General features: G+C 51.6%; 13 protein-coding genes. 6 read left to right on the top strand and 7 right to left on the bottom strand.

Going from position 1 to position 19,040, the window contains the following annotated elements; translation table 11 throughout:
* Positions 1-77: 77 nt before the first annotated feature.
* From trpS to HOV93_RS22080, 3 genes are all read left to right on the top strand, one after another.
* The gene (gene trpS, locus HOV93_RS22090) at positions 78-1,061 is read left to right on the top strand and encodes a tryptophan--tRNA ligase (protein ID WP_207398725.1); all 984 of its coding nucleotides are present in this window, start codon (positions 78-80) and stop codon (positions 1,059-1,061) included.
* A 16-nt stretch (positions 1,062-1,077) separates the two neighbouring features.
* The gene (gene acpS, locus HOV93_RS22085; RefSeq protein ID WP_207398724.1) at positions 1,078-1,488 is read left to right on the top strand and encodes a holo-ACP synthase; all 411 of its coding nucleotides are present in this window, start codon (positions 1,078-1,080) and stop codon (positions 1,486-1,488) included.
* A 118-nt stretch (positions 1,489-1,606) separates the two neighbouring features.
* Positions 1,607-2,113 (top strand): DinB family protein, encoded by a 507-nt coding sequence (locus tag HOV93_RS22080; protein ID WP_207398723.1) that lies wholly within the window; start codon positions 1,607-1,609, stop codon positions 2,111-2,113.
* Positions 2,114-2,186: 73 nt separating this feature from the next.
* Here HOV93_RS22080 and HOV93_RS22075 read toward each other — a convergent pair whose 3' ends face one another.
* Complete coding sequence (locus tag HOV93_RS22075; protein ID WP_207398722.1) at positions 2,187-3,572, bottom strand: right-handed parallel beta-helix repeat-containing protein; 1,386 nt, start codon at positions 3,570-3,572, stop codon at positions 2,187-2,189.
* A 236-nt stretch (positions 3,573-3,808) separates the two neighbouring features.
* Between HOV93_RS22075 and HOV93_RS22070 the strand changes: the two genes are divergently transcribed.
* Positions 3,809-8,734 carry a PVC-type heme-binding CxxCH protein gene (locus HOV93_RS22070; protein WP_207398721.1) on the top strand — a complete coding sequence of 1,642 codons (4,926 nt, stop codon included), beginning with the start codon at positions 3,809-3,811 and terminating at the stop codon, positions 8,732-8,734.
* Between the two features lie 3 nt (positions 8,735-8,737).
* Here the strand turns inward: HOV93_RS22070 and HOV93_RS22065 are convergent, their stop codons facing one another.
* From HOV93_RS22065 to rpe, 3 genes are read right to left on the bottom strand one after another with little or no spacing between them, the layout of a single operon-like run.
* Positions 8,738-9,841 (bottom strand): alcohol dehydrogenase catalytic domain-containing protein, encoded by a 1,104-nt coding sequence (locus HOV93_RS22065; RefSeq protein ID WP_207398720.1) that lies wholly within the window; start codon positions 9,839-9,841, stop codon positions 8,738-8,740.
* A gap of 32 nt (positions 9,842-9,873) precedes the next feature.
* Positions 9,874-10,941: a galactitol-1-phosphate 5-dehydrogenase gene (locus HOV93_RS22060; RefSeq protein WP_207398719.1), complete on the bottom strand. Its 1,068-nt coding sequence runs from the start codon at positions 10,939-10,941 to the stop codon at positions 9,874-9,876.
* A gap of 59 nt (positions 10,942-11,000) precedes the next feature.
* Positions 11,001-12,737, bottom strand: coding sequence for a ribulose-phosphate 3-epimerase (gene rpe / locus HOV93_RS22055; RefSeq protein WP_207398718.1), 1,737 nt, complete (start codon positions 12,735-12,737; stop codon positions 11,001-11,003).
* Positions 12,738-12,919: 182 nt separating this feature from the next.
* Here rpe and HOV93_RS22050 point away from each other — a divergent pair, with 182 nt between their 5' ends.
* Together HOV93_RS22050 and HOV93_RS22045 are read left to right on the top strand one after the other, a co-directional pair.
* On the top strand, positions 12,920-13,687 hold the full coding sequence (locus HOV93_RS22050; RefSeq protein WP_207398717.1) for a DeoR/GlpR family DNA-binding transcription regulator: 768 nt from the start codon (positions 12,920-12,922) through the stop codon (positions 13,685-13,687).
* A 186-nt stretch (positions 13,688-13,873) separates the two neighbouring features.
* Positions 13,874-14,635, top strand: coding sequence for a glycosyltransferase family 25 protein (locus tag HOV93_RS22045; RefSeq protein ID WP_207398716.1), 762 nt, complete (start codon positions 13,874-13,876; stop codon positions 14,633-14,635).
* 366 nt (positions 14,636-15,001) lie between these two features.
* Here HOV93_RS22045 and HOV93_RS22040 read toward each other — a convergent pair whose 3' ends face one another.
* The 3 genes from HOV93_RS22040 to HOV93_RS26670 all read right to left on the bottom strand — a co-directional run bounded on the left by HOV93_RS22040 (position 15,002) and on the right by HOV93_RS26670 (position 18,142).
* Positions 15,002-17,470: a bifunctional DNA primase/polymerase gene (locus tag HOV93_RS22040; protein ID WP_207398715.1), complete on the bottom strand. Its 2,469-nt coding sequence runs from the start codon at positions 17,468-17,470 to the stop codon at positions 15,002-15,004.
* A gap of 89 nt (positions 17,471-17,559) precedes the next feature.
* Positions 17,560-17,964 (bottom strand): hypothetical protein, encoded by a 405-nt coding sequence (locus HOV93_RS22035; protein WP_207398714.1) that lies wholly within the window; start codon positions 17,962-17,964, stop codon positions 17,560-17,562.
* Positions 17,945-18,142, bottom strand: a complete 198-nt coding sequence (locus HOV93_RS26670) for a helix-turn-helix domain-containing protein (protein ID WP_207398713.1) — start codon at positions 18,140-18,142, stop codon at positions 17,945-17,947. Before HOV93_RS26670 ends, HOV93_RS22035 begins: the two co-directional genes overlap by 20 nt.
* Positions 18,143-19,040 lie beyond the last annotated feature (898 nt).

The raw sequence follows: 19,040 nt of genomic DNA, 5'->3' as shown, positions 1-19,040 counted from the left end.
GTGACACTTTCCCCGTTTGTGCGTCATAATATCCTGCTAGTTTTGACTTTGTTCCTCCCATTAATCTGACTAGATCCATGCGTGTTCTTTCCGGTATTCAGCCGACAGGACGTCCCCACTGGGGCAATTACTTTGGTGCGATTCGGCAGTATATCCAGCTGCAAGGAAACGAGCAGTCGTTCTACTTTATTGCGAATCTGCATGCCCTGACGACCGTTCGCGACCGCGAGAAGCTCGAACAGGCCACCATCGACATGGCCCTCGACATTCTGGCCCTCGGCTTAGATCCCGACCAGGCAACACTATTCGTTCAGTCGGATGTGCCTGAGATCAGCGAGTTGTGCTGGATCCTTATGACCGGCACCGGCATGGGCCTATTGGAACGTTGTGTCAGTTATAAAGACAAAAAGGACAAAGGCTTGAAAGCGGATGCGGGGCTATTCACCTACCCCGTTCTGCAAGCGGCGGACATCTTGGGATACGATTCCGACGTGGTCCCGGTCGGGCAAGACCAGGTTCAACATATCGAAGTCACCCGAGACATCGCTCAGAGCTTCAACCACCAGTTTGGCGAAGTTTTCGTGCTGCCTAAGCCAAAGGTGCTCGATGATTCGGCCAAGGTGCCAGGCACCGATGGCGAAAAGATGTCTAAGAGCTATGGCAACATTATCGAACTGTTTGAGCCGCCAAAGCAGGCTCGCAAGAAGATCATGCGGATCGTGACGGACTCCCGCGCGATGGAAGACCCGAAAGAGCCGGAAACGGATCACCTATTCCAGTTGTTCTCATTGTTCGCCGAGCCAGAACCGCTGCAGGAAATGGCCGATCTCTACCGTACCGGTGGCTTCGGATACGGACATGTAAAAAAAGCATTGGCCGATGCTTCGGAAGCCTATTTTGCGGAGGCCCACCAGCGCCGTGCTGAATTGGTTGCCAATCCGGATCGCGTAAAGCAGATTCTCGGCGACGGAGCACAGGTCGCGCGAAAGAAGGCCCGCGAAGTACTCACCCGGGCTCAAGAGGCATCGGGCATTTCTAGCTGGCATTCAAAAATAAAGTAGGCAGATAAATATATCCATGGAAATCATCGGGATCGGAACCGACATCATCGAGTGCCTGCGGATCGCCCAAATGATCGAGCGTCATGGCGAGATGTTCATCAACCGGGTCTATACCCAGCACGAGATCGAGTACTGCAGCGAACGCAAAGCGGCAACACAACACTATGCCGGCCGCTGGGCCGCCAAAGAAGCGGTACTGAAAGCAATCGGTACCGGCTGGATCAAAGGGATCACCTGGCGAGACGTAGAAGTTGCCAATCAGTTTGGCGGCAAGCCAATAATTCATCTCTATGGCGGAGCATTAGATTCTGCCAAACGACGGGGTATCGAAGAAGTTCAAATCAGCATCAGCCACTGCCGCACGCATGCCGTCGCCTATGCAATTGCCCTTGGCGACACATCTCAACTTAGCAATCCACGCCCCTAAGTTCGTTAGAGAAGCTTTTAAAACCAGTTGCGTCCAACTGAACACTTGTATACACTTCAGGCGTTCTGGGGCAGGAACTCGTTTTGTTAGATTCACTCTGAAATTAGGGACGATTGCTATGAGCCTGAGTCAAATTGTCTTCGCCGATTTTGAGCAAGAGATCGCCAATACCCGTAAAACCCTGGAACGTGTGCCTGACGATAAGTGGGATTGGAAAATCCACGAGAAGTCGAACACGATCGGCTGGGTGACCGGCCATTTAGCAGAAATCCCTGCCTGGACCGTATCGCTTTGGGATCATGACCAGTTAGACATCAACCCTCCTGGCGGTCCTGGTTATCAGCCACCTCAGTTAAATGGCCACGCTGATGCGCTCGCACTATTTGATAAGAACGTGGCAACGGCTCGAGTGGCGATCGCGGGTATCACCGAAGAAGACCTGAATAAGCCCTGGTCGCTGCTTGATGGTGGAAACGTTCTATTGACCATGCCGAAGATGGCCGTAATGCGAACGTTCGTCATTAATCATCTTGTTCATCATCGCGCGATTCTTACGGTATATTTGCGTGTCAATGCTGTCCCAGTACCTGCGTTGTACGGACCATCCGGAGATGAGTCGATGTAATAAGTGAAGCATAACTTGCCGGCGGTCAGGCGTCCTTCGTCCTCTGTGACGCCTGATCACCGTGTTCGTTCTTTCAAGGTTCAATCGTGTTGAGGCGACCGCCCGAAACGATCATCGGTTTCCATTCAATATCCGATTGTGTTTTTCCACGAAGCATGTTACCCCGTATCTGGCAATCTTCCAGATCCTTCAATAAGAGCCCGGCGTTATCGCAGTCGAGAACGGTACAGCCGGTCATGTGAAATCGTCGACAGGCATCCAAAATAATTCCCGCCTCGGTGCGACGCGTATCGTGGACATGCAGGCCTGTGATCGTACCGCCAACACAGTTCCGAAAAAGCACCCCGTTGTCGCATGTTTCGTTATCTCGGTACGGTGGATTCCGGCCCAAAACATTGGGGCCTACTACCACGTTCATGCTGTTTTCTACGCGAATATTGAACTTGTAACCACTGGAAATAGTGTTCCCGTTGATGATCACATCGCGAGCTTTCTGAATGTCGATATTCGTTTCGACATCACTCAGAATATTGTTGGCGATGGTCACCAATCCCCAGCAAGGTTCTCCCTTTGGGTTGGCACCAATGAAACGAACGTTCGCCGAATTTGGTCCGCCCGAATGCTGTATAGTGCATCCAGTGATCGCAACTTCGGCCGTCCCATACTTGGTCCCGTCACTGTCGATCAAAACATTTTGAACGTTCTGTTCCAGGTCACAACCACTTATATGGATGTTTCGAACGTTCCCCCCTTTCGAGACAAATCCACCGCCGTCGTTATAGCTAATGTGACATGCCGAAAGATTGATCTGATGCAGATCCACATTATCGAGGAACACGCCCACACCATGGTTTTCGTATATGTGGCAGTCAGAAAGGATGACATTGCGGTTTCTCTCGACAAGGCGAATCGCATGTCGGGTCTGGCGAATGACGACGCGAGAAATCGTTAACTGCATGGTCCGCACGGCTTCGATTCCGTCTGCCTCTTCGTGGGTACCGATGATTTCGATTCCATCGACCAGCGGCATGCGTTGTTTTTGCCAAACGTTTGGTTTGACGGTCTTAGGCGACGCCGAACCTTGATGCGTTCCCACGAATCGAATGGCCGGTCCCGATCCGGTCATCATAATACGTGCCGTCCCATCTCCGACAATCGACGTCACGCCAACTTTGTCCAAGTCCACAATCAGCGGTTTAGAAATCCGGTACGTGCCCCTCGGCAAGCGAATCGCGGATGTACCTGCATTAATTGCGTTTTGGAGCGAGGTGGTGTCATCCTTGACGCCATCACCGACCGCTCGAAACGTCGGGTTGACGTTTTCCGTCGTTTTCGGGATTGGCTCTGGTTCAGCCGCGACAGTGGTATTCACCGATATCGCGCTGACGGCAAGCCAGAATAGGCATAGCCCCGTGAACTGCTTGGGAAAGCAGTTTCTGCACTTCTGATTGCGTTTCATTTTGATTCTCTTGCCAGGGCAAGTGGCATCACACTCCCCCTCACGTGAATGGATATTTCAGCGTTTTGGATGCCCAAAGGAACTAGCACATACCACGAGACATCATATTCTGCCGATTTTTGTTCTGCAAACGCATTCAAAGTCAAAAGAATGTTTGCGTCAGCATGAGCGAAGTGGCATATTGACACCACACCCCTCCTTCCAACATTTCGGTATCCTCGACCGGAGATCTGACTATGCGCCGTTGTTGCTATGTTCATATTGCGTTGTTCGTACTTTTCGTTTTCCCGCTTACGCTTCAAGCCGAACTAAAAGTAGGTGCGGCGGCGATCGATATTACTCCGCAGACTTTTCCCGTCTTAATCAACGGAAGCTTTTATTCGCGCCAAGGGAAACCCACCGATATTCATGCCCGGGCCATTGTCCTGGACGATGGCGAAACACGGATCGCCATCGTGGTTACCGACAGTTGCATGCTTCCGAAGGATTTGATTGATAGCGCTAAGCAGCTTGCCGCCCAAAGGGCAAAGATCCGTCCCGATCACATGCTCATTTCAGCGACCCATACGCATACAGCACCGTCGACGATGGGAGCCCTGGGAACCGATGCCGATCCGACATATGTCCCCTATCTTCGTATCAAGTTGGCAGAAGCCATCCTTGAAGCAGAAAAGAACTTGCAACCTGCTGAAGTCGGCTGGGGTTCGATTGATGCCAACGAGTTTACAGCTTTGCGAAGATGGATCCTACGTCCTGGCCAGGAGCGTGAGGACCCATTCGGAGAAATGACCGTTCGCGCAAGTATGCACACGGCTAAGAACAATCTTGAGAACGTCACCGGCGAGTCCGGTCCGGAAGACCCTGAGTTATCGGTCATTTCGTTTCAGTCACTTGATGGTAAACCGATTGCGTTGTTGGCGAACTTTTCAATGCACTATTTCAGCGGCGGCGGTTCGGCCGACTACTTTGGTGCTTATTGCAAAAAGCTCGAAGAGACCCTGGGGGCAAAGGGGAAGGACCAGCCTAACTTTGTCGCCGTAATGTCACACGGTTGTAGTGGCGATATTTGGCGCGTTGATTACCGTACCGGCACAAGTCAAACCTTTGATGGTTTTGTCGACGGCATGGTTGCGAAAACACGTCAAGCGTTGGGTGAAATTCAGTACCAGCGAGATGCTCCATTAGCCATGGCCGAAACTCGCATGCGTTTGAACTACCGCGTTCCCAGCGCCGAGCGACTGAACTGGGCCAAAAAGATTGTCGCCGAGATGGGAGATCGCGGTCCCAAGACACCACCAGAAGTCTATGCCCGCGAACAAATATTTCTCGACGATAGTCAATCGACAGAGATCGTCCTTCAGGCCCTACGAATCGGTTCGATCGCGATCGCGACAACCCCTAACGAAACTTACGCACTGACTGGCCTCAAGCTCAAACGACGTAGCCCTGTGCCGCAGACCATGGTGATCGAGTTGGCCAACGGGGGAGACGGTTACATTCCCCCGCCAGAACAACATTTCCTCGGAGGCTATAACACCTGGGCAGCTCGCTCCGCTGGGTTGGAAATATCCGCAGAACCGAAAATTGTCGAGGCCGATTTAGCGTTATTGGAAAAAGTCGTAGGAAAGCCTCGCCGGGAGTCACTGCCTCCCGATAGTAAGATGGCGAGGTCGATTCAGAAGCTGAAGCCAACTCGCTACTTTCCTTTGCATGACATGGAAGGACCGACGGCACGTGACTTCTCCCCCAACATGACACCAGCACAAATCGAAGACGGGGTCGTGTTTTTTCTGGAAGGAGCGGACGGACCATCTCTCGCGACCGATTCCGAACTCAATCGGGCGGCTCATTTCGCTAACGGACGGATCGTTGCGGAAGTCCCTGATCTTGATGATGCATTCTCGATCAGTCAATGGATCTGGAATGGTCACGACCTCAAGGCCCGACCAATCGCAGGCTGGTTTCTCTCAGCAGGTGTATCTCTCGGAATCGCCGGTCAAGGAGATCACGCAGGCCAACTCGTACTAGAGACGTCGGATGCCAAGCGTTCATACGGCCAAACGCCTGTGCAACGGTGGAGTTGGGCAAACGTCGTCCTCGTTCAGAAGGATGGCGTCGTGCGTGTTTACTTGAACGGAAAGCTCGAAATAGAAACCCAGGCAAGTCCAGTTGTCGCGACCGGTGAGGTTTACATCGGGGGACATGCTGACGACACCAACAATTGGGAAGGCCGATTGGACGAAGTGGCTATTTTTGATCGAGCGTTGTCTCTCAAAGAGATTTCTACCCTGGCAGATGATGGCCGATCGGTCTCTAACAACACAACCGCCAAACTCAGCGAGGAAGACAAAACCAAAGGAGGACGACACTGGATCGACGATGCGACTCCGCCCCCTAAGTCGGCTGCCGAGCAACTAAAAACAATGCAAGTCGAGCCTGGCTTCCACCTGGAGTTGGTTGCCGCAGAACCGCTGGTAAAGGACCCGGTTGCGATTGCGTTCGACGCCAATGGACGTATGTTCGTTGCTGAGTATGGGGACTATCCCGTCGGACCGTCCGAGGAGGGAGCAGCCCCTTTATCACGAATCGTACTATTGGAAGACACCGACAATGATGGGCAAATGGACCAGCGAACGGTCTTTGCCGATAAACTGAACTTCTGTCATAGCCTGATGCCGCTCAACGGCGGCATCCTAGCGTGTGCTCAAACCGAGTTGATCTTGCTGAAAGATCAAGACGGTGACAACGTTGCCGACTCGCGAGAAGTTCTCTTTCGTGGCTTTCAACCGGCGCATCCTCAGATGCAAGTCGGTTGCCCTCGCTGGGGATTGGACAATCGCATCTACTTCAACTACGGCGTTGGAAAGGTGCTAGGACCTGATCAGGAGGAACCGACGACGATAGGGCGTACGGAATTCTGGATTGATCCACTCACCTACGAATTTGGCTCCGCCAGTGGAACAGGACAATACGGTAACACAATCACGGCCTGGGGAGATCGCCTATTTAGCACCAACCGCAATCCGATCATCGCCACCACCATGTCGACCGAAGAGGCAGGCCGTAACCGCTATGCTCCACTTCATCGCGTGCAATACGATGTCGCCCCTTCCGGAGGTGACTCGAAGGTATTTCCACTGGTGGCAATGAAAAGCAATTGGCTTTCGCACGCTGGAACGCACACGTCGGCCTGCGGCACCACCGCGTATGTCGGTGATGGTCTGGGAGCGGCAATGGAAAACAGTGTCCTGGCCTGCGAGCCTATCGGACATCTGGTCACCCGGACGATCGTTACTCGCGATGGAGCGAGGCTTTCATCGCAGCGTGCTCGAGAAGACGCCGACTTTATAGCTTCAACCGATACTTGGTTTCGCCCCGCGAGCCTAGCCAATGGGCCAGATGGCATGTTGTACCTCGCTGACATGTATCGACTTTGGGTCGAGCATCCGAAGTTTCTTCCGCCAGAGATCGCCGCTCAAATCGACTGGCGAGCCGGGGAAGATCGCGGACGAATCTGGCGAGTGGTGCCTGATCAATCGACTTCTCAGCCAACCTTTTTGCTACCGAAATCAACTGCCGGTCTTGTCCAAATGCTTGAAGATGCCAACGGCTGGCGACGTCGCACCGCCCAGCAGCTTCTTGTCGAAGGGCAGAAAGGCGAGGCAGCCGAGGCCCTCATCGCCTTGGCTAGTACTTCAAAGTTCCCTCTCGCGCGTCTGCATGCATTATGGACCCTGGAAGGCTTAAGCCTGCTTGACGATGCAACGCTACAAACAGCTCTCGCTGATGAGCATAGTGAAGTCCGTGCTGGTGCCATTCGACTCGCTTCACGACATTGGCACAATCGTCCGGAGACACTGACGAGCGTCCTTGCCATGGCGGAGGACCCTTCCCCCTGGGTCCGCTACCAACTCGCGTTGGCAATGGGATCGACCACTGATACTCGCAAGGTCGCCGTGCTCCATCGGTTAATTTCAAGCGATGGAGCTGACCCTACGTTTGCCGACGCAATAGTGACTGCCACACAAGACTGCGCCGCACTGGTTCTCGTTCACGACCAAAGTGAGAGCACGAGTGACCTCACCAATCGCCTGGCTCGCGTGGTAGGTGCAAAAGGCAATGAGGAAGAACTCAAAACGATCTTTGAGAGGGCCTTAGCGCTAAAGGATTCACGACAGCAATTAGGGCTTCTCCGAGGACTAGCCGACGGCGTGGCCCAAGGGAAACGCTTTGAAGAGTACCTATCGCGAATCCCTAGCGGCAAGCAGGACATCAAACAGAAGCTTTTAGCTTTGGCCATCGATGAAAATGAATCAGCTCAGCTACGTAGCGATGCCATCACGCTTCTGCGATTTGCCTCGCTTGCCGAGGACGAATTCTTTGCGAATCTTTGCTCCCCCCGCGAGCCGCCATCGGTACAACAAGCCGCCGTCACAGCACTTGCCAGTCCTTTGACCGAGACGCAAGAAGTTTTACTTGAAAATCTCTGGCCCGAGTTAGAGCCATCCGTAAAGCAAACCGCTCTCTCACTCTTGTTGAAGACAACAAGCGGAGTCGATTTCATCCTCAAAGGCCTCCAGGACGGAACCGTAACCACGACTTCCTTGGGCATCGATCAACAAACGCAACTTCGACAGCATCGCAATGCGTCTTTCCGCAAGCGTGCCGAGCAATTGCTAGGGCGTCCTGCCAATAAAGATCGAGCCGCTGTACTCCAGCAGTACGCATCTGCCACACAGACGATCGGCAGTCCTTTGGCTGGTCGTGAGGTGTTCTTGAAGCAGTGTGCGAAGTGCCATGTGCCGCCCCAGGCAGGCCAGCCAAGCGTTGGGCCTGACCTTGCCGACTCCTCCAATCGCCCGCGGGAAGCCATCTTGTTCGACATTCTCAATCCCAGTGGAAAGGTCGAACCGAAATATGCCTCTAGCCAGATTTTGACCGTTGATGGTCAAACCTACAGTGGTATCGTCGCGCATCAGTCAGCTCAGTCGATCGTATTACAACTAGCTGACGGTAAGATGCAAGAGACTCCGCGCAGTGAAATCGAATTATTCCAGACGAGCAATCGGTCGCTTATGCCCGATGGCCTGGAAAAGGAGATTTCGCCGGAGCACATGGCCAACTTGCTCGAGTTTTTGAAATCTCCTTTGCCGAAGAAGTAACGACTAATCCCAGTGGACGATTACTTTCAAACTGTCGGAATCGGCGGCTCGGGTAATGGCCCCCAAAATATCGTCGCTGCCAAATCGCTCGGTATCGTTAGTCATCAAGTCGATCTTCGGCAGGCGTCCCTCCGAGAGAAACTGGTGAGCCAGCCGGATCCCGCGCATGCTGGATCCGTGGGTGGCTTGGTAACATTGCAAACGATAGTGGATGTCATTATTCAAGTCGACTTCGTGAGCAAGTCGCGGCTTGCCACTTGCTCCCTTAACGCCGGCATGGGCATCCATTACCGTTCCATAGCCCATCAATTTTGGAGCCAGTTCATAGGCGGCTGCTACCGGGGCATTCACCATGACGAAGTGAGGTTCATTGAACGGCTGACATTCTTTGGTAACGTTTTCAACAACGTTCTCGTCCCAGCGAATCCCCACAACATTATCACCACCGAAGTCTCGCAAAACTCGCTCCAGACGCTCCTGACCGCGGTTGATCACAATAATCTTTCGAGCGTTCATTGCCTGAGCACATTGCAATGCGTAGGTGCTTTGCGAACCAGCACCGATCAGCACAACGATCCGATTCTCGATGCAGTGATTCACGCGAGTCATCCCTTCCAGGCAACATGCCAGTGGCTCTAACTGGCATGCATGCGAAGGATCAAAACCCTTGGGAAACTTGACAATCGGACCATATTTTACAAACCAATCTGGCAGCACCGCATGCGAGCGGGCAAAGCCGTCGTACTCGTGGCCGGTGGCCCAGGTGTTAGGGCAACTGGTCCAATCACCGGTTCCGTTTTCTCCGCAGTAAATACAATCGGCGTTACCACAAGGAATGTCACAGCCAAGGCCAACCAGGTTGCCTGGTTCGAATTGGGTGACGCCATGGCCGACTTCATCCACAACACAAGCGGCTTCGTGAAGCAGAACCGCAGGCCACTTCTTAATTCGTGGTAGCCCCTGCTTGTAGATTACCACATCAGACTGACACACCGAGGTAGTAACCGTGCGAAGGCGAACTTCACCGGGGCCTGGGGTAGCGATCTCTTGCGAACTGGCTGTGAACGTTCCGCCTGGCTGATCGAGATATTGAACTTGAGCATTCATGTTTCTTGCACGCTGAAAGGGGCTATTTCGACTTAGGGATGAATGAGGACTTTGGTGAAGAATTCGGTTTGCTGGTGCATCATTTCCAACGCCGCGATTGCTTCAACCAGAGAAACACGATGCGTGATAAGCGGCCGAAGATTGAGAATCCCGCTGCTCATAGCGGCAAGAACGGTTCGCCAATCGTCGTCATCGCTGTAGACACTAAAGTCGGAATTCCACACACCTAGTATGTCGATTTCGCGACGCATCGCCTGAGAAATTAGTGCTGCGGGCAGGGTTACATCCGTTGCCGGATTTCCAAGTAAAACGACGCGACCTGATCGACGGACGCCCTCAATCGCTGCTAACATCGTCGGCGGAACACCGGCCGCTTCGATCGCCACATGGATCCCGTGCCCATCGGTGTGCTGCTTGACAACCTCGTTCACATTACAGGTGCGACTATCGAAAGTATGCTCGAAGCCAAGCTTCTTTGCGATTTCCAGCTTCTCTGGCTGAATATCGAACAGCAGGATGGGACCTGCCCCGGAAGCTTTCAGCCACTGGGCAACCATCAAACCAATCGGACCAAGTCCAAACACGGCGACGGTGTCACCAAGACGAACGCTCGCGCGGCGAACCGCATGTAGCGCTACGGCCGCCGGTTCGGTCATCGCAGCTTCTTCCAACGAAACGTTGTCAGGCACACGAATCAAGTTTCGCTCAGGAGCGATTACAAATTCGGTGAAACCACCATCGCTTCGCGAGCCAAGATAGTCGTATCCATCGGACTGGGCATACTTGCCTTGTTCGCATGCAGCGTGATCATCACGCCACAAGAGAGGAAACACGGCAACGCGGTCCCCTGCTTGAAAGTCCTGAACGCCATCGCCACAAGCTTCCACGACACCGGCAAACTCGTGACCGCAGATCGTCGGAAAGTGGTAAGTCCCTTTGGAGAAACAGCGCGGAATATCAGAACCACATACGCCGCAGAATCCGATCCGGACCTGCACTTTGCCGGGCTCGACATCGGGAATCGGCACTTGCTCATACCGCAGATCGCCCACGGCGTGCAGCACGATGGCTTTCATTGTCTTGTCTTCGGTTGAAGTCATAGCTCTTCACATCTTGCAGAAAGTCTGGGAATTTCGAGAACGAATACTAAGACGCAGAACTACACTGCAGCAAGTTCTGGTTTCTTTTGGGCAGCCAGACCTTCCTCGATCGCGTCGAGCATACGCCGCTTGTTTTCTAGCATTGTGCCCGATTTGTGAAAGATACTGCTGGTGCCTGCCACAAGATTCGTCGCTCCGGCAGCGACCATCCCTGGGATGTTCTCGAAGCTGACGTTGCCGTCAACTTGAATAGGCAGATCGAAACCACGAGCCGAAAGAAGCTCCTGACAATCGGCGATCTTTCGCAGCGATGCGGGCGTCATCTTTTGCCCGGCATAACCTGGGTTCACGGTCATCACTAAGACGTAATCAATTCTCTCCAGTACATAATCAATCGCCGATAACGGCGTTCCTGGATTGATCGCAACGCCGGCCTTAATCCCTAGATCACGGATGTAAGATAAAGTCCGGTCAAGATGAATGGCCGACTCTAAATGGACTGAAATCTGATTGACCCGCATGTTGGCCAACTGCTGAACAAAGAAGTCGTTATCGGCGACCATCAAGTGCACGTCCAGCGGCAACTGGGTGGCATCTTGCAGACGCTCGAGTACCCCCAAACCCATCGGCATGTTCGGGACAAAATGTCCGTCCATGATATCCATATGCAGCATATCGACGCCTAGCGTTTCGACCTTCCGCAAGGCAGACTCGAAATTGAGTGCATCGACGCACATCATCGAAGGTGAAATCTCGACCTTATTTTTCCCTGAAGGCAAATCGGCTGCCGCGCACGTTGCAGGGACCGTCGGAGCCGCTTCCGCTTCGCCGAGGAATGCCTCCTTTAAATAGCGAAGGGAACTCCGCAGCTGGTCTTCCAATTGATGATCGCTATAGTCCCGACCAAGCTTGGGGCCGCCAATTTCAAGGTAGCCAGTCATCTCTTGAACCGGCAACTGATCGGCATTCTTTATCAGCAGATCTCGAAAGTGAGCAACATCCACAATTCCTTTTTCGCGTTCCTTTGGTCCGAAGCCGAAAGTTGAATTAAATCGTGTATCGGTGTTCTTCAAATGAACTTCGTATAGCCAAGGATAGGTGGCTTCAAATAACTGTATGTGGTCGTATCCGACCTGATCTTGATGATCAATATAGCCGTGGGCGATGTCCGCACAGTAACCGATCGCGGCAGTCGAGTTGGCATGCTCTCGATGATACTCCGTCAGTTCACGCCCCATTTCGGCAACTTCCCCGGGCAAGGTAGGCGGCTCGGCCAGACACGACATCGGTTCAATCGTCAGCCACGACACCCCTTTCTCATGCGCCAGGTGCATCAGTTCTTTCATGTGGCGGATATAGCAATTCACGCCATTGGTTTTCGTCCCCATCTGATCACGAAGAACGGCACCAGGATTCGAGCCCACCGACCTAGCCCCGAGCAAAGCCCCCACTTCGATCAGGCGTTCGAAGTTTCCTCTGGCTACCTTCTCGAAACCAGGCTCTGCGCGAAAGAAGCCACCCAGTTCGCGATGAGCCGTAAACATGCTGGCGATTTGAATTCCTTGATCTTCTGCTTCGCGACGAAGGTTTAAGAAGAACTCATCCGGCAACTGATAAAGCTCGAACCAGGTGCCTAGCTGAACTAGCTGAATACCTTCTTCGGCCAAGAGCCGAAAAAGCCAAGCAAACGAATATCGATACTCAATCAGGTCGGTTTTAACACCAAGATTCAGCTTTAATGACATGATGGGGTGCTCTGAGGTACGGGCATATAGCGAAGACGAAGCCGCTCGCATGGACACCTGCATCCTATGGAGTGATCACTTACACTCAATAACGATCACTGTTCACTCCCAAGAGAATCGACTATATTTCCTTAAATACCACCTTCCCTTTAAGTACTCAGTTCATCTTCGATCAGAAATGACCATGACCTGTGATCGATCATGACCGATACTGATCAAAGCAAATATGGCTTATGAAGCTAACTCGCCAAGAGCAGATTTTGCGATTCCTTTCAGAGACAGGCGCTTTGCGTGTTGAGGAAGCGGTAACTCGAATTGAAGCGAGCCCTGCGACCATTCGCCGCGACTTCAACCAGATGGCTGAAGCGGGCTTAGTCGAACGCATTCATGGCGGGATTAAACTGGTCAATCAAATTGACCCGCTTCCATTTCGTGCCCGAGAGGTCAAGAATTCCGGCCAGAAGTTGGAAATTGCCCGTCGAGCTACGACACTCTTAAGCGAAGGGGACGTCGTCTTTGTCGATGGCGGGACGACGACATTGCAGTTAGCAGACTGCCTTCCACCGATCAAGCTTCGCATAATCACGAACTCGCTTACATTAGCTGCGGCTATCGAAAGAAGAATGCTGGGTCGCGGGCCTTGGGAAGTCTTTTTAACCGGCGGGTACCTCTTTCCCGGCACGGGGCTCTTGGTCGGGCCAAGTGCCCAATACTCGATTGAGCAATACCATGCAGACTGGGCATTACTCTCTGCTGGGGGGATCACTGAAACAGGCATCTTCAACGACAACGAACATGTCGTCGAAAGCGAACGCCTTATGATCAAACATGCCGACCGAGTCGCTGTACTAGCTGACGAATCCAAATTTGGTCGTCACGCCATGCGACATATCGCAAACTTAGATCAGTTGGATTACCTGGTCAGCAATCAGAGAACCCAAGATTCACGGCCATTTGAGAATCACGAGGGAATCAAGCTTAAAATAATCTATACCAGCTGACCCCATCTTCTGAATAAAGAACCCCAATCAAACTATGGGCGACTGCTTCTATCAAACGCTTACTTTTTCGCGTTGACGCGTATCTGGAACTTTCAGTACAACCCCCAAACGAAGGACACACCAATGACCTTCAGGCATTTGACCTATGCGGTGCCTATCGATCCCTCAACGCAGAAGACCGAGCGAATGTCTCAAGAAACAATATTCTCGCGGGTGGTTTGTATCAATTTGAATAGCCGCAGTGATCGCTGGAACCGCTTCGGACAAAACATTGAACAGATCGACTGGCCGTTTCCACAGGTAGAGAGATTTCGAGCGGTCGATGGGCGCATTTGCCCTCCCCCAGCCTGGGCACGAAATCGTTATCGCGATTGCCTTGGTGCCTGGGGATGCTATCAGTCGCACCTTCGAATTCTTGAAGACGCTTTGCTCGACCAACACGAATCAATCCTAATCCTAGAGGATGATGCACTACTAAATGCAAACACTCTCCAGCAAATTTTAGAATTCTTAGAGCATGTCCCGAATGACTGGGATCATCTCTACTTCGGGGGCGAGCACATAAAAACGCCCGTTGCGGTGAACGACCATGTCGTCCGTGGAACACAAGTGCATCGAACCCATGCTCATGCATTGCGTGGAGACTATCTACGTCAGGCGTACGACTACCTGATTGCCTATCCGACGATCGATCAATACGAGCAACGAAACAGCAGTGGGCTTGCCCATTTCGTCAATCGCGTGATTGCACGGCCTAAAAACTTATGGTCCAAGTCGCACCGAGAAAGATCGATTCACGTCGATCACCACTTCGGAGCCATTCACCAACTTCAAAAAGCCAATGTCTACGCTCCGACAAAGTGGATCGTAGGGCAAGCAGCCGATCACAGCGATATTATGAATGAAGCATGTGACGAGCGGTTCTGGCATTCGTGCGAAGCCGCATAGTCGACAAACGCCTACTCATCAGCCAATTCCAGCTTGCGATCAGAGCATCTTGCAGAGACGATCAGCCCGACTCTCCCTCATTCGGTCGGAACTAAAAACCAACTCGGCTGCTCAGAAAAAGCCAAAAGCCATGTAACCAGAAACGGCGACATGGCTTTCCAAGCGGAGGCGACAGGACTCGAACCTGCAACCGGCATAACCGGCGACGGATTTCAAATCCCAAACGCTTTTTAGCGTTTCTGCCTTACCAATATCGACTTACGACAAACGAAAATCGTTGGCCGCATCATATTTGCACAGAAAGCTTACCCTATAGCCCGTTTCTCGTCCAACGGAAACGGGAAACGGTTAGCGCATTTTACGCTCTCAGAGTTCGGTGAGTTCTTTCATAAACGGATCGAGATACTCGTCTTCCGAGAGCGGCTTGCTATCCTCTTTGACGATTGTCACGAAAGACGCTAACGCCTCTTGGTTCGTTTCGAGAGCAGCACGAAGCGAAGGCGTTAAGCGTTCTTCTTTAGTGACCCAAACAAGACCAGTATCATTCTTCACGAACTCTGCTGCGTTCATATTTCGCCAATCGAAAAGATCGGCAAGCGTTGCCGGGGCATCGGGGCAAGAGGCAACAGGACGTTGCCCGTTGCTCTCACCAGTTGCCCCTTGGGCAGGGGCATTAGGAGAATCGCTATCGCCCTCCGTCCTGTTGCCCGTTGCCCCTTGCCCACGGCAAGGATACCAACGCTCAAAGCGTCTACGATTCTCGGTAACGACTTTCTTCGTGATCTTCCCCCGTGATTCAAGGAACGACAACGAAGCGTTCAAATCGTCAGCTTTCAGCTTATGCGAAACTGCGTTGCGGATATCGCTTTTCTTTATCCCTGACCTCTCTCGAATAACGCTCAATACCTTTGTCTCTAGGCTATCGCCACCGTTCGCACCAAAGATTATGCGTGCTGAATCATCGCAATAATCCCAGAGAGCTAGAGCGGCTTTCAAGTGGCACGTTTCTATCGTTGCCACGCCATCGAGCAACGCATAAAGCATCGAGAGTCTAACGACCTGCGGTTCTGCTCTCGAACAAACAGCGTCCCATAATCCCCGTCTTCCTTCTCCAAGTGAATCGTAGCGAGAGACGTAAAGTAACTTTGCATCACGGGAGAATTCCATTGAGCCTATGAACTTGCTTATTTGGGTTACAACCGAGAGACGTTCTTTAAGATCGTTTATCTCGAACCCCTCACCACCTAACGGTAAGCTCTTAGAGCGTCTCGACAACGTCCACAGAAAACGATTTCCGAACCCGTTGTAAACGTCAACGTTGTCCAAGCTTTGCGTAAGTTCTTCCCGTGTGATATGTCCGAGAATCGAAACGTGGCAACCGTTCGCTTTTAGCGGGTTCGCTCTCGTGAGAATTGATACTTCGCCCCGATCCCAAAGATTGCGAATAACGGGAGAAAGAGTATTCTCGCTGCGTTTCATCGTTTTTAGCGGTTGGCAAAATTCCGATTCAACTACCCAAAGGCGTTTGTCTGTTATTCCGTCTTCCGCATCACGGAGACGATTAACAATACCTTCGCCCGTCGAAAGCCCATTGATTCGTTCAACGTCACTATCTGACAAGACGTTAAGGATATGCCCTAACGAAGTTCCTTTGCGACTTCGTGAACTTTGACCAACGATACAAGCAAACGTATTTGCGTGATGCTTTGAACCGTCAATCGCAACATACGGAGAACGACCAACGAGGCAGCCGAAAGCGTTTAACAAAGTAACTAACAACGCTACTGGGTCCGCTTCCGTCTCTGGCTCAATTCGCTTAACGATATCGCCAGCAAGCCCATGATAAGCGTCTTTATGGAGAACGGGCCAATCATCCGCTTCTTCGTCTTCGCTCTCGGGATAAACGATTTCAACGTCCCAGTCGTCGTCTTCCTCGTCTTCCTCGTCTTCGCTTGGTTCGTCAGCATGCGTCGTTTGCGCGAACTCCGCATCCGCTACTTTCGCTCTTGCTGAAGTTACTTTGTGCGTCAACTCTTTGACGCTCCAAGGCGGTTCGCATCTCTCGTTCCATTCTCCGAGAACGTCTAAAAGATCGTCGTCAGAGAGCGATGGGAAGAGTTCTATCAAACGGCACACGATAGCGAACGTGTCGTTGCTTCCCCCGCTTCCGCTTATCGCTGGCGGGCATTTAGCGAGATACGAAATTGCCCGTTGCCGCTCATTGGCTCCCGCTTCAACGGTAAACGTTTTGTTTGCCGCCTTCGCTTCTCGTTGGTCGTCAACGACCAACGCCAAGAGCCAAGCGGGAGCGTCAGCAAGACGTTTATCTGGATTGCGAATCCACTCGTATCGCTTTCCGTCTTTGTGCATAGACGGTGGAAGAATGACGTAACCGCCTTCGCCTCGAATGTCGATTTCTTTGTCGATCTTCTTTGTTGAATTCTTTACGGTTCCCGTTTGCGGGAAGCGATAGAACAGATGGCGTCCGTTTCCGGTCTTCGTTTCCCACGTTTGTGGGAACGCACCATGTTTCTTTTCGAGTTCCGTTAGTGACCTAATAGAGTCAACATCGACAACGAATACGCCGCTCTCTTTTCCCGTCGCTATAGCGACATTCGCTCTCTCGTATTTGTCGCTAAAGTATTCGAGCATCTTGTTCTTATTGGTCGTTGCAGCTTTGAATCCGTTTACCGTTAACGGATGCTTAGCAACGTTGTCGCAATCGCTTTTTCCGCAACTGCATTGCCCGTTCTCTAACGTGTGAACAGGAAAGACACGTAATCCCTTATCGCAATACGCTTGCGCAATTTCAATCTTGTTGTTATAAATAGACATATCTCGTTTATCATTTAACACTGTCCTTTTTCTTGTCGAAACGATACGCCACACGTTGAACCGCAACGTGTGGCGTTTTTCGTTTGCAGTTAGTCAATCATCGAGAATGTGGTGATCTTCGTTTCTCCCGCTTTCTTCAGATGCGGTTCGACTATCAGCATATACTTTTTATCAACGTAGTCGCTTGGGTTCACTTGTACGCCTTTCTCGATATTCCTTTTCGCCAAAGCGCAAAGAAAACGACCCGTCTTATTTTGTGTCGATGGAGCTTTTTCGTTATCCGATAGCTCGGTGATATACTTGCCATCGTATTCGCCACCGACGATAAGAAAGCTCCATCGGTAAGCTTTACCGTAGTCCGTTTCAAGGGCTTCCAAGCCCTTGAAAAGTGCGTGATACATTCCAGCGTGTACTACTTCGTAGTTGTTAGATTCTATCGTCAACGTTTCGTTGACGAACTTTCTCTCGTTGTTGTTAATTTGTTCCAATGGCATTTTCTGCCTCTTCTTTCTCGTCTATACGATTGTGACCCAAGTAAGAGTCAATGTCCTTCTGTGTTATTCGGTATTGGCCGCCAATCCGATAGGCGGGCAATTCTCCGTTTAGTACGATTCGACGAACCGTATCACGGGATACGTGTAGCCTCTCGGCTACGTCTTTGAGTGTAAGCATGATGAATTCCTTTCATGCGTGTCATGAGTGGCAATATAGATAAGATGCGAAATTAACACAATATCGACTTATGCAATTTGTCGTTACGAATAAGAGAGTGCGTATTATGCAATTACAAATAACGTTTTCTGGTTTTATTGTAGAACTTGTTAAGAGGCATCAGAAACGAGAGATTTACACATTTTGCGTTTCCGCTTAGCCTTGGGGCAACAGGGCAAGAGGCAACAGGACGTTACTTATGACCTGTTGCCCTCTTCGCGGGCAACAGGAGGGCAATAGGAGAGAGCTATTAAAACGTCCTGTTGCCCGTTGCCCCTTGCCCAGAGAGAAAAAGCGAGAGCGAAGAATGCAACTTAGAATCTCTCTTTTGGGTTATCCCCTCCCTATGCCCCACGCAAAGTGCGTACCCGTTCAGCGCCATACGCCACACACATCTCGTTGTTTTGCGTGTCAATTAGACGGGAGGGTATAGGGGTCGTTTTTTTAAGCTCTCACAGCGTCCGAGCCGGTCGGGGTGCTACGTATTTTTTATGCAAAGAGAAAACGAGATATTATAAATGCATAACTCAGCGATGACCGGTAAAAGCAACTGTGCATCGTGAAACGAGCAGCGAAACAATGCTAATTGCGGCAAATTCACTTTGTCACATCCCCCTCTGGGTTTCTATTGCGACTTGCACGCCCAATCTCCTCCGATCGTTTGTGCGTGTTTTCGAGTAATCGAATCGCTAAAATGGCCGAAGCCTGACGTCCTAATCGGCCTTTAGAAGCTCATAGAACGTCGCTCAGGCCCATTTTTGCATACTGAACGGCCCAACTAGGATCGTGCCTTAATGGTGCTGTGAGGCGTTATTCGAGAAGCTTTAGAACGGTACGGAACGGATGCTCTTCTTATCGA

The organism is Bremerella alba, from assembly GCF_013618625.1.
GTDB lineage: Bacteria > Planctomycetota > Planctomycetia > Pirellulales > Pirellulaceae > Bremerella > Bremerella alba.
This window is presented reverse-complemented; position numbering and strand designations above follow the sequence as displayed.

Bases quoted from the DNA above. Each gene is read 5' to 3' on its own strand.
- trpS (WP_207398725.1), top strand. From the start codon at position 78: ATGCGTGTTCTTTCCGGTATTCAGCCGACAGGACGTCCCCACTGGGGC.
- acpS (WP_207398724.1), top strand. From the start codon at position 1,078: ATGGAAATCATCGGGATCGGAACCGACATCATCGAGTGCCTGCGGATC.
- HOV93_RS22080 (WP_207398723.1), top strand. From the start codon at position 1,607: ATGAGCCTGAGTCAAATTGTCTTCGCCGATTTTGAGCAAGAGATCGCC.
- HOV93_RS22075 (WP_207398722.1), bottom strand. From the start codon at position 3,572: ATGAAACGCAATCAGAAGTGCAGAAACTGCTTTCCCAAGCAGTTCACG.
- HOV93_RS22070 (WP_207398721.1), top strand. From the start codon at position 3,809: ATGCGCCGTTGTTGCTATGTTCATATTGCGTTGTTCGTACTTTTCGTT.
- HOV93_RS22065 (WP_207398720.1), bottom strand. From the start codon at position 9,841: ATGAATGCTCAAGTTCAATATCTCGATCAGCCAGGCGGAACGTTCACA.
- HOV93_RS22060 (WP_207398719.1), bottom strand. From the start codon at position 10,941: ATGACTTCAACCGAAGACAAGACAATGAAAGCCATCGTGCTGCACGCC.
- rpe (WP_207398718.1), bottom strand. From the start codon at position 12,737: ATGCGAGCGGCTTCGTCTTCGCTATATGCCCGTACCTCAGAGCACCCC.
- HOV93_RS22050 (WP_207398717.1), top strand. From the start codon at position 12,920: ATGAAGCTAACTCGCCAAGAGCAGATTTTGCGATTCCTTTCAGAGACA.
- HOV93_RS22045 (WP_207398716.1), top strand. From the start codon at position 13,874: ATGTCTCAAGAAACAATATTCTCGCGGGTGGTTTGTATCAATTTGAAT.
- HOV93_RS22040 (WP_207398715.1), bottom strand. From the start codon at position 17,470: ATGTCTATTTATAACAACAAGATTGAAATTGCGCAAGCGTATTGCGAT.
- HOV93_RS22035 (WP_207398714.1), bottom strand. From the start codon at position 17,964: ATGCCATTGGAACAAATTAACAACAACGAGAGAAAGTTCGTCAACGAA.
- HOV93_RS26670 (WP_207398713.1), bottom strand. From the start codon at position 18,142: ATGCTTACACTCAAAGACGTAGCCGAGAGGCTACACGTATCCCGTGAT.